Raw genomic sequence first — 18607 nt, forward strand, 5'->3', positions numbered from 1 at the left:
TACCTCCCCTTAGGAGTCAGACAGCGCGGCCCTATCACCGGGAACGGCAATCTTGGTCCCACACCGAGGGGAACACCCCCGAGACCAGGCCGGGAGAGCCGGACAGCGACTCGGGACCCACCAGGAGAAGGAAGGGAACCACCATGAAGAACCCGAAGATGGTCGCCGCGGTTGTCGGAGCTGTGGGCCTGCTCGCCATCGGTGGCACGGCCGTGGCGCTCAACGACGGCGGGAACAACGAGACCAAGCCGGCGGCGAGCGCGCAGCACTGGGAGAACCCCGGCAACGCCGCCGTGAACAACGTCGAGCGGGACGACGACTGGGACGACCGCGATGACCGGGACGACCGCCACGACGACCGGGACGACTGGGACCCGAGGTCCGTGGAGACCGTGGAGGCCACCAGCGCCGAGGCACGGGAGGGCGGACCGAAGATCAGCCGCGAGGAGGCCGAGCGGATCGCCCTGGAGCGCGTCCCCGGCGCCCGGGTGACCGAGGTCGAACTCGACGAGGACGACGGCCGGTGGGAGTGGGAGATCGAACTCCGCAAGGACCGGATGGAGTACGACATCGACATCGACGCCGCCAGCGGCGACATCATCGGCTACGAGGAGGACCGGGACGACGACGACTACGACGACTGAGCAGCAGCCGGGTAGATCCGGCAGCCAGGCCCGAACAGGCCGCTTCGAGTCGCTCACCGAGGAAGGCCGGTGCCGCTGGGCACCGGCCTTCCGCACGTGTGCGTGGCTGAGCAGCAGGTGAAGCCCTGGCCGGCCAGCGGGTGGACGTCCCACTGTGGACCACCGAGCCGGGATCACCATGGTCGGCGGGCTTGTGAATGCCCGTACGCGCTCCGCTAGGATCGGGCCGCGTTCGCTCCCGCCCGTCCCGGCGGCCGAGGAGCGATCACGGGAGACTGGGGGCAGTAGCTCAGTTGGTCAGAGCAGGGGACTCATAATCCCTTGGCCGTGGGTTCGAGCCCCACCTGCCCCACCACCCGTGACCAGGGAGAACGATCCAGGTCAAGATCATATGGGTCGTCGGCGTCCATGACCTTCGCCCGGAACTCCTGCCTACCGTCGTCACCTGGCGACGACCAGGACAGGACGAGCACGCGGCAGCATCCAACAGCGCGACGGCTCCTCGCCGGTGCGTCCTTCCCCGGAGCGGATCCGGTGACGGGCAGAGACCGCTGTTCCCCTCCCCGGCCCGTGCGGGGTGCTGGCCGAACAGCACAACGCGGGGGCGGACCGGATACTCACCCGACTGCTGCTCCCGATCAAAACGGACACGGAATGCTGGAAGTCCGCACCAGCTTCGGGACGAGCGAAAGAGCGGCCAGGGAGAAGACCGCCAAGGCCCACTAGACCGCCGACTGGCACTCGATTCAGTAACCGTATCGCTCCTGGGACACCCGGAATCGGGCTGTGCGACGCTGCGAGAAACCTGGCAACGAGTTCAGCAATAATTACGCGACGCAGCCTCGTCTCACCCCTACTCCCCCGCCGCGATTGCACACCGCGACGAACGAACGGCTCAGCACTGGCCAACCCAACCCCCATACATGCCCTTCGCTACTACTCCGCAACCGAGCTGCTCTCAGCGGGAGTGGATCTGCGCACTGTCGCCGGACGCCTGGGGCATGGAGGTGGTGGAGCGAACACACTCCGCGTCTACGCCGCCTGGGTTGCCGGAGCCGACCGCAAGGCAGCCGAGATTCTGGGCAGCCGCCTGCCCAAACGCACGTCATTGCCCTCGTCCGAATAGCAGGGCCGACGTGCGGGTACACGCAGCAACCACGCCGCCGGGGAGTTCGGCAGGTGGCACCGCTTGTTCTTCCACCCGGTAAGCGTGTGAGAACCGCCGCCTTTCCCTTCTTTCCGCCAGCTCCCCGCCGTGCTTGCGGACCCGTAAGCTGCCGAGCATGACGAGGCGCCTGGACTGGAAGACTCACGGACAGCGCACGGTCTACGACAACCGGTGGGTGAAGCTGGATCTAGTCGAGGTCGAGCCGCCGGACGGACGGCGCTTCGAGCACCACGTGGTGCGGCTGAACCACGTCGTGGTTGCCCTGGTGGTGAACGAGCGCGACGAGGTGTTGACCCTGTGGCGCTACCGCTTCGCCGTGGACCAGTGGGGCTACGAGGTGGTCGGCGGCCTGGTGGAGCAGGGGGAGGACCTGGCCACCACCGCCGCACGGGAGGTGGAGGAGGAGACCGGCTACCGACCCACATCGGCGCCGGAGCACCTGGTCTCCTTCCAACCCCTCCCCGGGATGGTCGACTCCCCGGTGGACGTGTTCGTGATCCGGGGCGTGGAGAAGGTCGGTGAGCCCACGGACGCGGAGGAAGCAGCGCGGATCGAGTGGATTCCGTTGGACCGACTGGTGGACCTGGTCGGGCGAGGCGAGGTGCTGGGCTCGGGTGCCATCGTGGCGTTGCTCTACTACGCCGCCTCCCGGCCCGGCGGGTCAGTCCCGCCCGCCGCTGGGTAGTTCGAGCGCGGCGAGGCGCTGCCGTTGCCGGTCCGACCCGATCTGGGAGGCTAGGTGCTTGGCCTCCCGCGCGTGGCGTAGCGCCGACTCGCGATCACCGGCGGCAGCGTAGGCGTAGGCGAGGTCGACCAGCATCCCGGTGTGCCCGCGCACGGTCCTGCTGCCGGTGTCCAGCTCGCGTACCGCGCTTTCCAGGTGGTTGATCGTGTCCTGATCCCCAAGGCGCAGCAGGGCACTGCCCCGCCACCGGGCGAGGTGGCCGCTGTTGAGCAGCAGGAACGGCAACTGGGGGTCCACGGGGTCGGCTGGCAGCAACTCCGCCGCCTGGTCGAAGGCTCGGAGCGCGTCGTCACGACGACCGGCGGCGGCCAGGCCCTCCCCGTGGGCGGCGGCCAGCCAACTCGACAACAGTGGCGCGACGTTTCCGGCCGCGACATCCCGGGCGTAGGCCATCAGCTCCACCGCCTGGCCGATCTCTCCCAGGTCGATGAGGATCACGGCCTGCTGGGCGGCGGCGTGTGCGAGCAGGTGCGGTGCTTCGGCTTCGCGGGCGGTGACCTTGGCGTCCTCGTGGTAGCTCCAGGCCCGCAGCGCTGAGCCCCGGTCCAGCGCGGTCCACCCCGCGAGGGTGCGGGCGTCGGTGAGGATCGCTGAGAGCCGGCGCCGGTGCTCGCTGCTCACGCTGAACCCGCGCAGCTTCTCCATCTGCCGCACCTGGGCATCCAGTTGGTCCAGGACGGTGAGGGCACCGAATTTCAGGTCCGCGCTGCGAAGGTCGTTGATCTGGCGTTGGAACAGCTCCAGAGTGGAGGTGTCGAGGTTGCGGGCGAGGCTGAGCCGTTCGCGGAGCTCCTCGGTGGCCTCGTTCACCGGCGCGGCGGGAAACCCGAGTTCCTCGTTGCTGCGACCGTAGATCTCACGGAAAAGCCGTTGGTAGTCCGGGTTGGTCACCTGGTCGTGCCCGTTTTCCCAGCGGGAGAGCATCACCCGTAGCGCGCTCTCCGAGGCGACCACGATGTTGAGCCGGTGGGCGCGGCCGGTGAGCAGGCGGATGACGCTCTCCTGGGTGCGCCCCTGTTCCCGGCGGACGGCGCGCAGCTTGCTGGGCGGGCGGGCGTGGTGTCGTCCCGGCATGAACCCTCCGGTGGGTTTACGCGTTCTGACCTGCGGAGTTAACTCGACGTAACTCGCGTCGGGTTACGTTCCGACACTGATGTGAACCCCTTTTGGAATGGTCTTCTTGTGCCATGCAGAGCACGACGGACCCGAGCCCAGGCCGCACTCGACTAATCACCCTTGCCAGTCGAGGAATCGCGCTTCTTCTCGACATCAGTCAGCCGGGAAGTCAGCAACCCGACTTGAGCTCGCAACCCTCGCAACTCCCGGATCACCATTTGCAGCAGGGGAATCAGAGGATCCTGCGCCGGCTTGGCCGAAGGGTTGCAAGGGGGAGGCGTCTCCCCATGAAGAATCGCCGTCAGATGACGGGGATGCCAATCCAAAGCCAACGAAAGCGCTTCCAGCGTCCTAGGGTTCCGTCGTCGCTCAATACGAGCCTGCTGAATCTCCCGCACAATCGCCAACGACACTCCCGATTTGTCGGCGATTTCCTTTTGCTTGAGAGAAAGCTCCCGAGCGCGGGCGTTCACCGCGTAAGCGACCGCGACCCAATCCTCCGCCACTTCAGCCTCCGTGCGTGATTTTCAGCGCTGACGTTAGCGACCCAGGGTGCTATGGGTGCAATTGCGAACGTCAATCAGCGGCCAAGAAGGTGGAATAACAGCTGAGGTCAGCGGATTAGCAAGGAGTAGTGACGTGAATACTTCGAGTAGCAGTTCGGGGACGCTTTGCCTGCCGTGCCACTCGGTCTCTGTAAGCGTATCGGCGCCGCGAGCCGATGTGTTCACCATCCGCCACCCAGTGGGCAACGGAGGGTTATGGCCACGGTCATTCCGCATCCGAACCCGCTACGTGGTGCCGGTCCGGGCGGTGGAGGACCTCGTACGGCGCGCTGTCGACTCGGGCGGCGTGGTCGACGTGTCCCAGGTGGCCGCCAACCGACGCGATGCCCGCGACTTCCACCGGGCCGGGGGTGCCGCGTGGTGAACGAGCCGGCACACGAGCCCCAGCCCCTCCACGACGTCATCGAGCAGCTCACCGCCTACGCCACCGTGCCGCACGAGGTGCTGTGGCGGGCAGTCACCGACCAGGGCGCGTGCATGGACCCGCACGGCGACGAACCAGCGTGGTCGACCTTCACCGGCGAGCCGGACGCCGACCGCGCCCTGGCGGCCGCGATCTGCGCCGGTTGCCCGGTGCGCCTTCCGTGCCTGGAAGTCGAACTCCGCACTGCCGGGGGGACCACGACCGGCGTGTGGGGCGCGCTGTCCGAACACGACCGCCGCGAGGTGTACCCGCACTGGCGGGAGAACCGGGAAGGAAACGGAGATGCTGGCTGAGCTGAGCACGCTGCACCTCCTGGCCGGGGCAGGGGTGGGACTGGCCGCCGTGATGCTGTGGCGCGCCGGCACCCGCCGGGGGAAGGCCGTCGCCGAACGCGCGCACGGGCGGGTTCGCCTGCTGTCCCTGACCGGCCGGGTCGTGGTCAGCGCCGCGCTCATCGTCCTGACCCAGTGGACGGTGGTGGCAGCGCGGGTGGACACCTCGGTGCTGCTGGTCGTCCTGGGAGTCCCGGCGCTGTTCGCCGGTTACACCCTGACCCGCGCGCTGACCGTCACCAGCAACGACCTCGACCGCCGGAAGGACGGTCGGCACCGATGAGGAACCGATCCCGATGGGGAGCACGGGTGGTCGCCACACGGCGGCCACCCGCCACCCCCACCCCACCGAGAGCCGGCCGGGTCGTCGTCGACCTCCTGGGCGTGCTGGTGTCCCTACCCCTGCGGTTCCTCCGCGCGGTGGGGCGGGGAGCGCTGGCCGGAGTGCGGGCCTGGCGATCCTGGGTTGATGTCCGCGACTACCGCCGTGCGGCCGAACAGGCGGACAAGTTGGCGGAGAAGTACCGCGACATCCGGGAACTGTCGCTGCTGCGCTGGCGGATCACCCTCACCGTCCTGGCACTGCTCCCCGCCGCCGCCGTGGTCGTGGACCTGCTGTGGGGAGCCACCGGTTCGTGGGTGGCCGCGGTGGGGTGCGCGGCGACCCTGGCGTGGTGGGGGCGACGTCGCGAGGGACAGCCGGGGCGCGCGACGGTGTTGGCTGGCCGGCGGGGCTTGGCGTGGACCTGGGACCCCGGGCCGCTGGCGGCGGCGTTTCGGGACGCCAAGCTCCTCGGCCGAGACGAGATGCTCCAGGTGGTGCACCGGATGCGGCGCAGCGGCGCCGGGTGGGCGGTGACCATCGACCTTCCCGCCACCCGCAAGGCCACCGACGTGCTGCACCACCGGGAGGCGTTGGCGTCCGCGCTGGCCGTGGACGAGACCCAACTCGTGGTCGAACGCGTTCGGGGCGAGGGTGGGCACGCCGGCCGAGTGGCGCTGTGGGTGGCCGATCGCGACCCCTACGCAGGGCCAGCCACCGGGACGCCCGTTCTCGCGGTGGCCCAGTGGGACGTGTGGCACCCGGTGCCCTTCGGGGTGGACGCGCGCCAGCGGCAGGTGGATCTCCCGTTGGTGTGGACCTCGCTGCTGATCGGTGCGCTCCCTCGACAGGGGAAGACCTTCGCGGCGCGAGTCGCGGTGTCCGGCGCGATCCTCGATCCGCACGCCCGCCTCTACGTCGCCGACTTCAAGGCGGGCAAGGACTGGGATGCCGCCGCGACCCTGGCTCACCGGTTCCTCTCCGGTGACGACCACAGCGACGTCCACGACCTGATCGGCTGGCTTGAGGAACTCGTGCGTGATGTCCAGGACCGCTACCGGCGGATGCGGCAGCTTCCCGACGACCGGTGTCCGGAGTCGAAGGTGACCCGGGAACTGAGCCGAGACCCTGCACTGGCGATGCCGGTGAGCGTCGTCCTGATCGACGAGGTGCACGTGCCCCTCGAACACCGGGAACCGCTCGCGGTGCGGGACCGCGCCACCACCACCGGGGAGCACGTGGCCGAGCTGCTGACCTGGCTGGCGAGGAAGGGGCCGGCGGCCGGCGTCGTGCTGGTGCTGACGACCCAGCGTCCGGACACCCGCACCATCCCCTCCGGCCTGCGCGCGGTGTTGGGTTCGCGCTTCGCGCTGCGGGTCATGGACTGGCGGGACAGCAACATCGTGCTGGGAGACCAGATGCACTCCCGGGGCTACGACAGCAGCCGGCTGTTGCCCGGGCACAAGGGGGTGGGCATTCTCCGCCCCGACGCGGAGGAGACCGGGAGCGGCGAGGCTGTCGCGACGACCGTGCGAACCTACTACCTCGCTGACGAGGACTGGCGGATGCTCTGTCGGCGGGGCCGGGTCGTGCGGGAGAAGCTCGGCACCTTGACGGGACACGCCACCGGCGCACGCCCGACCACCGCTCCCGCAGGAACGCCCGCACAGTCTGGGGACACAGGCTCAACGGCTCCTCCGGAACCGTTGTCCGCCGTGCTGGCCTACCTCGACAACTCTCCGGAGGACCGGGAGTTCGTCGCCACCGCCGAACTCGTCGACGCGCTGCGCGTCGACCCCGTCCGCTTCGCCCAGCAGTTGCGGGACTCGGGCTGCCGCCCCACCCGGTACCGGGTGGCCACCGCCCACGGGAACCGGCAGGTGCGCGGCTACCGGATCAGCGACATCCGAGCGGCCGCCGCCACAGCCCGAACCACCCCGTCCTCCGCCACGGGACAGGGGACGGGATGACACCTGGGAGGTGTCACGCCGTCACAGGGCGGCCCGTCACACCGAGACAGGGTGTGACGGGCCGCCCACCGCGCTGACCAGCATCTCCCCACGCTGTGACGGGTGTGACGGGTCCAACGGACGTCTGTCTGATCGCGCGTTCTCAGTCCTTCCGCCAAGGGTGAGTGCCGTGTTCGGAGTCCGTCACACCCGTCACCACGGGCAGGATCGCGGTGGCGATCTGGTTCTGCGCGTAGGGCCGCACCAACCCCGCGCTGTCCACCTCCTCGGCCTTCCACGCCAACCGGACCGCCGCCCCGGACGCGGTCGCCCGCGAGACGAGTTCCGGCACGCTGACCGACCTACGATCACCCCGATGCCGGCCCGCCCGCCGGAGCCACCGCAACCACCGCCGGATCACCGCGAGCCACCCAGTTCGAGGTTCGGTCCAGGGCTGCGGGCCAGGCAGGCGTTGCACGGCATCCCGATGATCCGCCACAAGGGCTCCACCGTGTCCACGTCGAACCGGTGCCCGCAGTAGGCGGTCAGTGCCCGGGGTAGTGGGACATGCCGGTAGATGGGGATCAGATGACAGGTTCGGCGTGTTTCCCCCACCAGACCTGGTAGCAGCCGAACGATGAGCAGGATCGGGTCAGCCACGGCGACCGCCGCCCCGCGTCCAGCCCCGCAGCCAGCCGAGCGGCCCCCGTCGCGGAGGACTCGGCGGTCGAGCCGCAGACCGGGCGGCTCGGACGGTGTTCAGGCACCGGCCGCACAACGGCAGCGGTGGGCTGATCAGAGGGGCGGCAAGCAGCGTGACCCCGCAGACGGCCGTGTAGCTCCCGGCCTGCCGCCCCTGGGCGTACTCCTGGTCGGTGACGGCGTGGTCCAGACCGTCCGAGAGGCAAGTCACCCATGTTGTCCACAACCGCTCCACTCTGCGGGCAGCGGTCTCGTCTCCTGACACCCCGACTCCTCCTGTCACAAGTACGAGCAACAGCAGAAGTCAGCGTTGATCACACTACTTCGACAGGAAACGACCTGGTTGCGACCTTTCGCGCCCTCTGACGACCTATGCTGTTCAGCGCTGATCCCCTGACCCGGAAAGGCAGGCAGCGCGATGGACCGAATCACCGGCACGGGTCGAACCGTCATGGGTGAGCTGATCCGCCAGCGCGGGCAGACCGCGGAGGAGTTCAGCGAGGAAGCCGAACGCTTCGCCCGGGAACACGGCATCAACGCCACACTGAGCGTCCGCCACGTCCAGCGCCTGTCCAGTGGACGCAGGGCCGACGGAAGCCCCCTGGGACCGCTCCGCCCCTCCACCCGTCGCCTGCTGGAGGCACTCTTCGAACGATCCGTGGACGAACTCCTCAGCCCAGCGCACGAGCCGGTGCGACACGAGGCGAACCACGAGGAAGCCGCCGAGGAACTCCGAGCGCGCCTCGCCCGCGCCCGAAGCCTGGACAGAACCACATTGACTCTGTTGCGACAACGTCTCGACTGCACCCGTCGCCTTGACCGACAGTTTGGGGCGAAGGGACTGCTGGAGGAGTTGCGGAGTCAAATTGACCTGCTCGAGACTCTCATGGTCGATGTCCTGGACGGACGCATACGAACGGAACTCGCCGCAATACTTGTCGACGCCTCGACGTTAGCCGGTTGGCAATCCTTGGACCGAGGACAGTTGCACGAATCGTGGAGTCACTACGCTCGAGCACGTGCGGCGGCCAGAGAGGCGGCCAGTCCAGCGCTAGAAGCGTACGCCAGTGCTAGCCAGGCAGCGGTTCTTCTTGACCTTGAGTCAGCCACCGATGCGGCACAGCTTACTCGCACCACGCAAGCGGTGGCGCGGTCCGAAGCGCCGCCGCTCCTAGCTGCGTGGCTGGCAGCAGCCCACGGTGAGGCTTTGGCAGCGACAGGGGACTCCGCCGCTGCTAGAAGAGCGTTCGACAACGCCGACCAAACCTTGCCTGACGCTGCGCCTGAGGCAGAACCACCGTTCCTCGTCTTTGACCGTGTGCACCTAGCTCGTTGGCTCGGATCGTCACTCGCGAAGCTTTACGACCCGGGCGCAGTCAATGTCCTCATTAGCGCGGGCAAGTCACTTTGTCCAACTTTCACCAGAGCCCACGCCGGACTGCGGCTCGACCTCGCGAAGTCATACCGGTCCCGAGGAAACCATGACCTTGCCGAGCAACAGCTGAAGGATGCAGAGCCCCTTGTTCGACAGGTCGGATCAGCACGCCAACGCCGGCGCCTGCAAGATGCGAGGTTCTCAAATTTCCCACCGCCGGGACCCTGAACTCACCAGCAGAAAGTACCTCTAAGCGCACATCACCCAGTTGGACGATTGATAAACACCGCCGAGTTCTAGTAATTTCAGAATGTGCGCTACATTATTTCCGACTTCGTCGATTGGATAAATTCCCATCGGGCCAAAACAAGGGAGAGGCGCAAGGACAAAGAGGTGTTGAACCTTTTAAAGGAAGAAGAGAATTCTATTTACAATAAAGATCATCTTAAAAGTAAGATGATTGACATGGAGGAGGAAATTCATCTACGCGATCTCTGGCGCAAGATAATATTATTATGGACACTGTTGGGAAATTCACTCCTGATGGCGTCGACTTATCTTGCATCGACAGGTTATGTCACCTCCATCAGCCAACATTTCAACACGCTGTTGTACGCTTCGATCGCATCCGTGGCACTGTCCCTCATTTTCACCTACCGTCAACACAAGCGAATTCGGCGAAGCAAAAAACGTCTTCGAAAGCTCCACATAGTACTCAGAAGAAATACAGAAAAAGACTACCCAGATCACGATAAGTCCCCTGCGGGCGCTTTACCTTTTCAGCAGCAGTACCGCGAGGACCTTCCCGATCTTATCACGCAGTATCGCGAAGAAGCAAACAAGTATCGGAAGACACACAACAGGTTCCAAAGCGTTATCATCATTGGATCCGTGACGACATCAGCAATTACTACCGCGTCGGTGTCGTACGAGCAAGTCAGGTGGTTCGCAGTGGCGGTGAGCGCCATCGTTGGCCTCGCGGCGGGATTCACCGGTTATTTCAAGTACCGCGAAAGAAGCTTCAACCTACAGCAGACGGCTGACGCAATAGAACGCGAATACGAATCCGTTCAACTCCGGGTTGGCAAATATCGCAACCAAAACGAAGAAGAAGCATTTTCTTTGTTTGCTGCCACCGTTGAATCTATCCGCGATGAGCAGAACAAGCGACAACAACAACTAGACCAACCAGTTGAGGTCAGGCGCGACAACAGCTAACTTACGCGAACAGACTATAGATTCCCGACTTCACGACGTTCAAGGAAGGAGTCAGGCCAGTACGGCGCAAGCTTCCACTCTCCCGGCTGCCACTCGCACGCTACCCTGTTGTCACTCGATACTCGCACCCAGCGAAGGTCTGCTACACACTCATTCTCATTTATAAGAAGCTCGACTCTCACCTCAGCCACCGCCACTGCCGTGCGACGGACACGGGAGAAGCTCCACGACTCCAACACCTTCCCCATGTATAAATCCTTCGCATGGACCGCCCTCTTTCCCATCGACTCCGCCGGGGGCCCCACGTGGGGTCAGCCGTTGTCGGTGTGCGCGGTGGCAGCCGAGGCTTCGCGCCAGGGAGCGGTCTCGCGTTCGATGCGTTCGGTCATGGCGGAGCGGCGGTCCAGTGCGTCCTGGCCAACGGGCAGGTGCAGGGGGAGCTTGTCGCCGGAGGCAACCCGGTAGATGAAAGCGGCACCCTTGACCGGGTCCCCGAGCTGCTTGTGGTTCGCCTCCTCCGCCCAGTCGAGGGTGACGTGGGCCGGGGTGTCGTCGTAGTCGGCGATGCGGCTTCCGGGCAGCTGTACCGAGGAAGCATCGAGGAAGTCGGTGCGGAACACGCCGGGCTCGACGACCATGCTTTGGATACCGAAGGGCGCAAGCTCGGCCGCGAGGGCTTCGCTGATCCCGGCGACCGCAAACTTGGAGGCGGAGTAGATGCTGACGCCCGGCTCGCCCTCGAAGCCGGACCGGGACCCGATGTGGACGAGCTTGCCCTTGCCTGCCGCACGCATGCTCGGCAGGACGGCACGGGTGGTGTTGATGAGGCCGAAGACGTTCACGTCGAACAGCGCGCGTGCCTCCGCGTCGGTGATCTCCTCGAGCGCACCGAGCAGGCCCCGGCCGGCGTTGTTGACGAGCACGTCGACCGAGCCGAACCGCTCGATGACCTCGGCAACGGCAGCACTGATCCGCGTCCTGTCGGTCACGTCGAGTCGTACCGGCAGCGCGTTCGGGTGGTGGCGGACATCCTCGGGCAGGTACTCGGGGCGGCGCGCGGCCAGCGCGACGTGCTCGTCGGAGGCAAGGGCGACCCGAGCGATCTCGAGACCGAGGCCCCGGCCAGCGCCGGTGATCAACCAAACAGACATGTCAGTGCTTCCTTTCGACGGGGTTCCGCGCCGCGCGGCCGCTACTGGTTCATGGTCGGTGCGGCGGCGAGCTCGGCGAAGGCCCGCCGTGTCCTGGGACGGACTGGGCCCCCTTCCTCCCTTGCGGCCGGCGGCGGGCTTGGGACACTCGAGCTGTGCCCCATCACCTCGAGCCGCGCCTAGCCGACTACCTGCGCGCGGCGCGCGCTCGGCTCTCACCGGAACAGGCCGGTATCCGAGGTGCGGGCCGGCGGCGGGTCGAGGGGCTGCGACGCGAGGAGCTCGCGATGCTGGCCGGCGTCAGCGTCGACTACTACACGCGTCTGGAGCAGGGCCGGAGCAGGAGCGCCTCGCCGCAAGTGCTCGATGCCCTCGCCGATGCCCTGTGCCTCGACGAGGCCGAGCGCGCGCATCTGCACACCATCGCGCGACCGGGGCCGGCGCGCCGCCGGCCTGCCTCGCGGAGGCAGCGGTTGCACCCCGCGACGCGGGCACTACTGGACGACCTGGAGGCGGTGCTCCGACCGGCCTTCGTCCTGGGACGTCGACTGGACGTCCTCGGGCAGAACCGGCTCGCCGCGCTCCTCGTCGCGGACTTCGCCGAGATGCCCGCTCCCGAGCGGAACCAGGCACGTTTCGTGTTCCTCGATCCGCACGCCCGGGAGCTCTACGTGGACTGGCCCCGGGTTGCCGCCGACACGGCGGCCATGCTCCGGATGGATGCCGGGAGGTATCCCGAGGACCCCGAGCTGGGGCAGCTCGTCGGTCACCTGTCGATTCACAGCCCGGAGTTCAGGAGCCTCTGGGCCCGTAACCGGGTGCACGAGCGAGGCACCGGCGCGAAGCAGTACCACCACCCGGTCGTCGGAGACCTCACGATCACTTACCAGGCGTTCACCCCTGGCGACGACCCGGACCAGACCCTGCTGGTCTACGGCACGGAGCCCGGGTCCAGCTCGGCGCACGCACTACGGCTCCTCGCCGGCACGGCCCCGACGGGTTCCCCGGATCTCCCGAGGAACGAACGACACTCGACGGCGCCCGCCAAGCGCCACCGCTGACGACCGCCTGCCTCAGGGCGCACACCGTCTCGCTGATCTCACTCCGCCTGCTGGGTCCCGTCGTGCGCACACGTTCGCCATGAGACCTCTTGGACATTGGCTGGTATTCTAGTACTAGAATACGCTCATGGAGCTGACGCCGGCGGAACTGACGGTGCTGGGCCTGGTCATCGAACGGCCCCAGCACGGCTACGACCTGGAACGGGTCATCGAGCAGCGCGGCATCCGCCAGTGGACCGACATCGGCTTCTCCTCGATCTACTACCTGCTCACCAGGCTGGAGAGACGCGGGCTCGTCCACGTGCCGGACGCCCCCGCGGCCGCGAAGTCCCGACGGGTCTTCCACGCCACCAGTGAGGGCCACCAGGCCGCGCGGGATACCGCGCTCGCCCTGGTCACCGAGCTGCGGTCCGCGACGAACCCGCTGCTGGTCGGAGTGGCGAACCTGCCCCTGCTCTCCGACGAGGAGTACACGCGGGCCCTCCGGAGCCGCCTGACCCAGGTGGAGGCGCGCCTCGTCGGCATCCGCGCCGCCCAGGGCGCCCCAGTCCCCCTCCCGCGCCCGGCGCGGGAGGTCTTCTCGTACTCACTAAGCCTCCTCGAGGCGGAAAGGTCGTGGCTCGCCGAGCGAGTCCGGGTGACCGATGACGAACAAGACCGACTTCAAGAAGAGCCTCGACGCCTACCAGGCGAAGCAGGACCAGTTCCGGATCATCGACGTACCTGATCTGCGGTACCTGATGGTCGACGGCCACGGGGACCCGAACACCTCGCCGGCGTTCTCGGAGGCGGTCGAGGCCCTTTACCCGGTCGCCTACAAGCTGAAGATGGCGAGCAAGCGGGACCTCGGGCAGGACTACGTCGTCATGCCGCTGGAAGGCCTGTGGTGGGCGGAGGACCTCGACTCCTTCACGTCCTCACGGGACAAGTCCCGGTGGGACTGGACGATGATGATCATGGTTCCGGACTGGATCGACCAGGACATGTTCACCACGGCCGTGCGGCAGGTCGGGGCGAGGAAGCCGCCGGCTCGCCTCGACGGAGTCCGGTTGGAACCACTGTCCGAGGGCCGGTGCGTCCAGACCCTGCACGTCGGGTCCTTCGACGACGAGACGGCGGTGCTCAACCGGTTGCACCACGAGTTCGTACCCGACAACCAACTCCGCATGGTGGGCAAGCACCACGAGATCTACCTCAGTGACTTCCGGAAGGTGGCGCCGGCGAAACTGCGCACCATCCTCCGCCAGCCGGTCCTACCCGTCGCCGAGGGCTGAGCGGGGAGCGTTCCAGGTCGCCCCACGGCGCGTCGTGGAGTACCCGTGCGCACGCGGGCCTTGGGGCGGCCGGCGGGAGCACTGCTGTCCTCGCCCGGAACGGAAGGACGGCCAGGCGGGACGGGTGATGACGTGGGCCGCTCGGTTCGTGTCGAGCGATCTCCGCACTGCTGGGTCCGGGGTCGCGTCCCACGCGGACAGCGCCGGCGCGGGACTGGCGCCGCGAGGGCCTGTGGGAGGCCGAACTCCTCGGGCCTCCTGGCGTGAACGCGAGCAGGCCGAGAACGGCCAGGTCACGGCAGGGCGTTCCCGGTTGACGGACAGGCCTACCGCGCCATTCCTTGCCCCCCCCACGCCCGAGGATCGGGCGCTCCGAGCGGCGGCGGTCAGCCCCCTGGCCCGCTCGGCTTCCCTCCCCTGTCGATGGCCCGGTGGATCTCCTGGACGATGTCCCCCTTGGCGTCGGCGTAGTCCTGGACGTGTCGCCAGGTCCGTCGCGCGAGCTCACGTTTGACGGCTTCGTACCTCCGCCTGTCGTCGGCGTTCGCGCGGAGGTGGTCGCGGAACGCGGTCATGCGGTCGATCTCAGAGCAACCGGCGGTGAGGACGTGCAGGTTGACGTCGGGGGCCGTTCCCTTCAGCAGGCGGTGTTGGAACCAGTCGGGTTCTCGGATGCGCAGTACGTACCCGGCCGCTTCCGGGTCGGGCACGTAGTGGGACTCCGCGGTGGAGTCCGCGACGGCGAGGACGATGTCGATGATCGGCTTCGCGGCGAGTGAGGGGACGGCGGTCGATCCGACGTGCTCGACCGCCAGCGCCCGGTCCCCCAGTGCCTCCCGGATCCTGGTGGCCTCCTGGTGGAACAGCCGGGCCCACCGCGGGTCGGGGTCGACGATCTCGATGCTCGCGTTGTGCGGCCGGACCGCCCCGACGGTCATCTCGGCCAGGCGTTCCTCGCCTCCACTCGACATGCGCCCCCACTCCTCGGATACGGACAGGATCCTCGCCGCGCCGCGTTGCTCGCGAACGACTTCTGGAACGCGGGGGTTCGCGGGGGCGAGATGGACGCCGGTGCCTGCGACCGGCACTCCCAGGACGGCGAGTGGGTCGGTCCTCACGGCGGGCGAGCGATCACGTGAGCTCGTCGTCCGTCGCGCCTCACCTCGGCGAGCGGCCGTCCTGCGACCAGCGGGTGTTCCTCGGGAAGGTTCGCGCGAAGGCACTCGCGAGATCGATCTGAGCCAAGAACCTTGGCACTGAGCCAAAGTGGTGCCATGATGGCATCATGGACTTGACCACGTACGTGGGCCAGTTGGGCCGCGAGTTGGCGGCACTCGCCGACGCCGGCGGTGAGGAGTCACGTGCGCTGGTCGAGCGCCTGACCGGCCCGCTCGAGTCGGCGATCCGCATGACCCTGCTGGACACCCTTTCCGCCGCCTCGGACGAGATCACCCGGGAGCTGGCCCCAGGGTCGGTGGAAGTGCGCCTGCGCGGACGCGACCCGGAGTTCGTCGTGACCCCACCGCCCAGCGACCCCCTCGCCGACTCGGCCGCTGGTGGGACCACGACGACGGAAAAGATTCCGCCGATTCCCGAGGACGGGCCGACGACGCGCATCAACGTCCGGCTGCCCGAACCGCTGAAGGCAGCGGTGGAGGAGGCCGCCGCCGCGGAGGGCCGCTCGGTCAACTCCTGGCTGGTCCGCGCCGCCGCCGCCGCCCTGCGCCAGCCCGAGGGCGACCCGCGCTCCGAGCACGCCAGCCGTGGCACACGCGGCAGGCAGGGCTTCACCGGCTGGGTCCGCTGACCGCGCCACCTCCGACACACGTCCCGACCCACGGGAACGCCCCACCACCACGTCACGGGGGATGACCATGCCCAGATTCGACACGCCCGAACCCATCGCCGTCCTGATCGAACTCGGCGTCACCAGCGAAACGCGGATCATCGCGAGCGACCGAGCCGACACGTGGGTCGAGGTGCGCCCGACCGACGAGTCCGACGACTCCGACGTGCGGGCCGCCCAGCGGGTCAGCGTCGAGTACGCCGACGGTGTACTGCGCGTCCAGGGCCCGAGGGCGCCCGTATTCGACTTCTCCCGGAGGACCCGGTCGGTCGACGTGGTCGTCGAGCTGCCCACCGGTTCCCGCCTGACCGGCTCGGTGCAGCTCGGCGACCTGACGTGCGTCGGCCGGCTCGCGGAGACCCGGTTCAGGACCTCGATGGGGAACGTCCACCTCGAACACACCGGTCCGCTGCGGCTGGAGACGGGGCACGGCCACGTCACCGTGACCCGAACCGAGGGGGACATCGAGATCCACACCGGATCCGGGCAGGTGAGGCTCGGCCGGGTCGAGGGCACCTCGGTCGTGAGGAACTCCAACGGCGACATCCACCTCGGCGCGGTCGGGGGTCACGCCCGGTTGAGCTCGTCGAACGGGGGCATCTCCGTCGGGCGGGCGGAGGCCGGGGTAACCGCGAAGACCGCCAACGGGAGCATCCGGCTGGACGAGGCGACTCGCGACTCCGTCACGCTCGAGTCCGCGCTCGGCGAGATCGAGGTCGGCATCGCCGACGGTACCGCCGCCTGGCTCGAGGTATTCACCAAGTTCGGGCGAGTGCGCAACCTGCTGGACGAGACCTCGGGCCCGGAGGGCTCCGAGTCGACCGTCGACGTCCGTGCCCGTACCTCCCACGGCGACATCACGATCAGCCGTGCCTGATCGTCGCCCACCCCAACACGGAAGGACAACCATGGCGACCGCACCCCCTGAGACGGCGATCTCGGTCACCGGGCTGCGCAAGTCCTTCGGCGAGCACGTCGTGCTCGACGGGCTCGACCTCACCGTCCCCGCCGGGACGGTGTACTCCCTGCTCGGCGCGAACGGCGCTGGCAAGTCCACCACCGTCAGGATCCTGTCCACCCTGGCCGCCCCCGACGGCGGCGCCGCGCGGGTCCGCGGGCACGACCTGGCGTCCGAACCCGACGCGGTGCGCGCGGCGATCGGCGTCACCGGCCAGTTCTCGGCGGTGGACTCCCTCCTCACCGGTGAGGAGAACCTACTCCTGATGGCGGACCTGCACCACTGGCCCCGACGTGACGGCCGGCGGCGCGTCGCTGAGCTGCTGCGGCGGTTCGACCTGGTCGATGCCGCTCGACGACCGGCCTCCACCTACTCGGGAGGTATGCGGCGGCGGCTCGACCTCGCGATGACCCTGGTCGGCGACCCCCAGGTGATCTTCCTCGACGAACCGACCACCGGCTTGGATCCCCGGAGTCGCCGGGCGATGTGGCGGATCGTCCGCGAGCTGGTGTCCACCGGGGTGACCGTCTTCCTCACCACCCAGTACCTCGAGGAAGCCGACGAACTGGCGGATCGGATCGGTGTCCTCCACCACGGGAGGCTGGTCGCGGAGGGCACGGCGGAGGAGCTGAAACGGCTCGTCCCCGGGGGCCACGTGCTCCTGCGGTTCGCGGACCCGACCAGCCTCGAGGACGCCGAACGCGCGCTCGACACGTCCTCGCGGGAGAACGGCACGCTTGCCCTGCGCGTGCCCAGCGACGGCGGTCTCCGGTCGTTGCGGGCAGTGCTCAGCAGGCTGGACGACCGGAGTATCGAGGTCGAGGAGCTGTCCGTGCGCACCCCCGACCTCGACGACGTCTTCCTTGCCCTGACCGGCCAGCCCGGCGCCGAGAAGGTGAGCACCTGATGGGCACCGCACCTTCCCTCCCCGGCCCGGCGCCCGCCGCCCTCCGGTTCCACCCGTTGCGGGATTCGGCGACGATGTCGCGCCGCAACCTCCGGCACATGCTCCGGTACCCCTCGACGACCCTGGTGCTCGTCGGGATGCCGATCGTGTTCCTCCTGCTGTTCGTGTACGTCTTCGGCGGGACGTTGGGCGCCGGGATCAGCGAAGGCCCCGGCGGACGGTCCGAGTACCTCACCTACGTCGTACCGGCCATCCTCCTGATGACCATCACCTCGACGGTGCAGGGCACCGCCATCTCGATCGCCATGGACCTGACCGAGGGGATCATCGACCGGTTCCGCACCATGCACATCGCCCGGGTCTCGGTCCTGACGGGCCACGTCGTCGGGAGCGTGATCCAGGCGTTCCTCAGTCTGGCGATCGTGATGGGCGTGGCACTGCTCATCGGTTTCCGGCCCGGGGCCGGGCTGGGCGGCTGGCTGGCGACCACGGGTTTCCTCGCCGTGGTGACCTTCGCCCTCGTGTGGCTCTCGGTGGCTCTCGGTCAGGTCAGCAGGAGTGTGGAGACCGCGAGCAACCTGCCGATGCCGTTGATCCTGCTGCCCTTCCTCAGCAGCGGATTCGTCCCCACGGACTCGATGCCCGCCGGGCTGCGCTGGTTCGCCGAGTACCAGCCGTTCACCCCGATCATCGAGACGTTGCGCGGCCTGCTGATGGACCAGCCCGTCGGCCACCACGGCTGGGTCGCGCTCGGCTGGTGCGCGCTCATCGCGCTGGGCGGGTATCTCTGGTCGCGGAGGCTGTTCGGTCGGGAGCACCCGAGCTGACCGTCTGGCGGTCCTCCCGCGC

Annotated in this window: 21 protein-coding genes and 1 tRNA gene; 14 read left to right on the forward strand and 8 right to left on the reverse strand. The window is 68.0% G+C overall.

Annotated features, from left to right (window positions below):
* Positions 1–143 precede the first annotated feature (143 nt).
* The 3 genes from ACOJVX_RS18630 to ACOJVX_RS18640 all read left to right on the forward strand — a co-directional run bounded on the left by ACOJVX_RS18630 (position 144) and on the right by ACOJVX_RS18640 (position 2497).
* The gene (locus ACOJVX_RS18630; protein WP_418155290.1) at positions 144–644 is read left to right on the forward strand and encodes a PepSY domain-containing protein; all 501 of its coding nucleotides are present in this window, start codon (positions 144–146) and stop codon (positions 642–644) included.
* Positions 645–922: 278 nt separating this feature from the next.
* Positions 923–999: transfer RNA gene (locus tag ACOJVX_RS18635), tRNA-Ile, on the forward strand.
* Positions 1000–1927: 928 nt separating this feature from the next.
* Positions 1928–2497 (forward strand): NUDIX hydrolase, encoded by a 570-nt coding sequence (locus tag ACOJVX_RS18640; RefSeq protein WP_103056216.1) that lies wholly within the window; start codon positions 1928–1930, stop codon positions 2495–2497.
* Here the strand turns inward: ACOJVX_RS18640 and ACOJVX_RS18645 are convergent.
* Positions 2474–3631, reverse strand: coding sequence for a tetratricopeptide repeat protein (locus ACOJVX_RS18645; RefSeq protein WP_422646956.1), 1158 nt, complete (start codon positions 3629–3631; stop codon positions 2474–2476). The genes ACOJVX_RS18640 and ACOJVX_RS18645 overlap by 24 nt on opposite strands.
* A 152-nt stretch (positions 3632–3783) precedes the next feature.
* Positions 3784–4179, reverse strand: a complete 396-nt coding sequence (locus tag ACOJVX_RS18650) for a helix-turn-helix domain-containing protein (protein ID WP_418155286.1) — start codon at positions 4177–4179, stop codon at positions 3784–3786.
* Positions 4180–4599: 420 nt separating this feature from the next.
* Between ACOJVX_RS18650 and ACOJVX_RS18655 the strand changes: the two genes are divergently transcribed.
* The 3 genes from ACOJVX_RS18655 to ACOJVX_RS18665 are packed head-to-tail and all read left to right on the forward strand — an operon-like array spanning position 4600 to position 7287.
* The gene (locus tag ACOJVX_RS18655; protein ID WP_418155285.1) at positions 4600–4956 is read left to right on the forward strand and encodes a WhiB family transcriptional regulator; all 357 of its coding nucleotides are present in this window, start codon (positions 4600–4602) and stop codon (positions 4954–4956) included.
* Positions 4946–5278, forward strand: a complete 333-nt coding sequence (locus tag ACOJVX_RS18660; protein ID WP_103056212.1) for a hypothetical protein — start codon at positions 4946–4948, stop codon at positions 5276–5278. The genes ACOJVX_RS18655 and ACOJVX_RS18660 overlap by 11 nt, the downstream gene beginning before the upstream one ends.
* Positions 5279–5304: 26 nt before the next feature.
* The gene (locus ACOJVX_RS18665) at positions 5305–7287 is read left to right on the forward strand and encodes an FtsK/SpoIIIE domain-containing protein (protein ID WP_422646957.1); all 1983 of its coding nucleotides are present in this window, start codon (positions 5305–5307) and stop codon (positions 7285–7287) included.
* A 142-nt stretch (positions 7288–7429) separates the two neighbouring features.
* On the opposite strand, the gene ACOJVX_RS18670 is transcribed toward ACOJVX_RS18665, so the two are convergent.
* The 4 genes from ACOJVX_RS18670 to ACOJVX_RS18685 all read right to left on the reverse strand — a co-directional run bounded on the left by ACOJVX_RS18670 (position 7430) and on the right by ACOJVX_RS18685 (position 8833).
* A complete protein-coding gene (locus ACOJVX_RS18670; RefSeq protein ID WP_418155283.1) occupies positions 7430–7618 on the reverse strand; it encodes a hypothetical protein in 189 nt (62 codons plus the stop codon).
* 65 nt (positions 7619–7683) lie between these two features.
* On the reverse strand, positions 7684–7926 hold the full coding sequence (locus ACOJVX_RS18675) for a hypothetical protein (RefSeq protein ID WP_418155282.1): 243 nt from the start codon (positions 7924–7926) through the stop codon (positions 7684–7686).
* Positions 7919–8233, reverse strand: coding sequence for a hypothetical protein (locus ACOJVX_RS18680; RefSeq protein ID WP_157162977.1), 315 nt, complete (start codon positions 8231–8233; stop codon positions 7919–7921). The genes ACOJVX_RS18675 and ACOJVX_RS18680 overlap by 8 nt, the downstream gene beginning before the upstream one ends.
* Before the next feature lie 114 nt (positions 8234–8347).
* The gene (locus ACOJVX_RS18685) at positions 8348–8833 is read right to left on the reverse strand and encodes a hypothetical protein (RefSeq protein ID WP_422646958.1); all 486 of its coding nucleotides are present in this window, start codon (positions 8831–8833) and stop codon (positions 8348–8350) included.
* 822 nt (positions 8834–9655) lie between these two features.
* Between ACOJVX_RS18685 and ACOJVX_RS18690 the strand changes: the two genes are divergently transcribed.
* On the forward strand, positions 9656–10561 hold the full coding sequence (locus ACOJVX_RS18690) for a DUF4231 domain-containing protein (protein WP_418155279.1): 906 nt from the start codon (positions 9656–9658) through the stop codon (positions 10559–10561).
* A 311-nt stretch (positions 10562–10872) separates the two neighbouring features.
* Here the strand turns inward: ACOJVX_RS18690 and ACOJVX_RS18695 are convergent, their stop codons facing one another.
* Positions 10873–11712, reverse strand: coding sequence for an SDR family NAD(P)-dependent oxidoreductase (locus tag ACOJVX_RS18695; RefSeq protein WP_418155278.1), 840 nt, complete (start codon positions 11710–11712; stop codon positions 10873–10875).
* Positions 11713–11867: 155 nt separating this feature from the next.
* Here ACOJVX_RS18695 and ACOJVX_RS18700 point away from each other — a divergent pair, with 155 nt between their 5' ends.
* From ACOJVX_RS18700 to ACOJVX_RS18710, 3 genes are all read left to right on the forward strand, one after another.
* Positions 11868–12773, forward strand: coding sequence for a helix-turn-helix transcriptional regulator (locus ACOJVX_RS18700; RefSeq protein ID WP_422646959.1), 906 nt, complete (start codon positions 11868–11870; stop codon positions 12771–12773).
* A 127-nt stretch (positions 12774–12900) separates the two neighbouring features.
* Positions 12901–13500 (forward strand): PadR family transcriptional regulator, encoded by a 600-nt coding sequence (locus tag ACOJVX_RS18705; RefSeq protein ID WP_051314253.1) that lies wholly within the window; start codon positions 12901–12903, stop codon positions 13498–13500.
* Positions 13418–14047, forward strand: a complete 630-nt coding sequence (locus tag ACOJVX_RS18710; RefSeq protein WP_103056390.1) for a GyrI-like domain-containing protein — start codon at positions 13418–13420, stop codon at positions 14045–14047. The genes ACOJVX_RS18705 and ACOJVX_RS18710 overlap by 83 nt, the downstream gene beginning before the upstream one ends.
* A 386-nt stretch (positions 14048–14433) precedes the next feature.
* On the opposite strand, the gene ACOJVX_RS18715 is transcribed toward ACOJVX_RS18710, so the two are convergent.
* A complete protein-coding gene (locus tag ACOJVX_RS18715) occupies positions 14434–15018 on the reverse strand; it encodes a GrpB family protein (RefSeq protein ID WP_418155275.1) in 585 nt (194 codons plus the stop codon).
* 314 nt (positions 15019–15332) lie between these two features.
* Between ACOJVX_RS18715 and ACOJVX_RS18720 the strand changes: the two genes are divergently transcribed.
* The 4 genes from ACOJVX_RS18720 (at position 15333) to ACOJVX_RS18735 (ending at position 18585) form a co-directional block, all read left to right on the forward strand.
* Positions 15333–15854, forward strand: a complete 522-nt coding sequence (locus tag ACOJVX_RS18720; protein WP_103056389.1) for a ribbon-helix-helix protein, CopG family — start codon at positions 15333–15335, stop codon at positions 15852–15854.
* A gap of 67 nt (positions 15855–15921) precedes the next feature.
* On the forward strand, positions 15922–16770 hold the full coding sequence (locus ACOJVX_RS18725; RefSeq protein WP_422646960.1) for a DUF4097 family beta strand repeat-containing protein: 849 nt from the start codon (positions 15922–15924) through the stop codon (positions 16768–16770).
* Between the two features lie 31 nt (positions 16771–16801).
* Complete coding sequence (locus ACOJVX_RS18730; protein ID WP_418155272.1) at positions 16802–17758, forward strand: ATP-binding cassette domain-containing protein; 957 nt, start codon at positions 16802–16804, stop codon at positions 17756–17758.
* Complete coding sequence (locus tag ACOJVX_RS18735; protein WP_422646961.1) at positions 17758–18585, forward strand: ABC transporter permease; 828 nt, start codon at positions 17758–17760, stop codon at positions 18583–18585. The genes ACOJVX_RS18730 and ACOJVX_RS18735 overlap by 1 nt, the downstream gene beginning before the upstream one ends.
* The last annotated feature ends 22 nt before the right edge of the window (positions 18586–18607 follow it).

It is taken from the genome of Actinoalloteichus caeruleus (assembly GCF_049311605.1).
Taxonomy (GTDB): Bacteria; Actinomycetota; Actinomycetes; order Mycobacteriales; family Pseudonocardiaceae; genus Actinoalloteichus_B; species Actinoalloteichus_B caeruleus.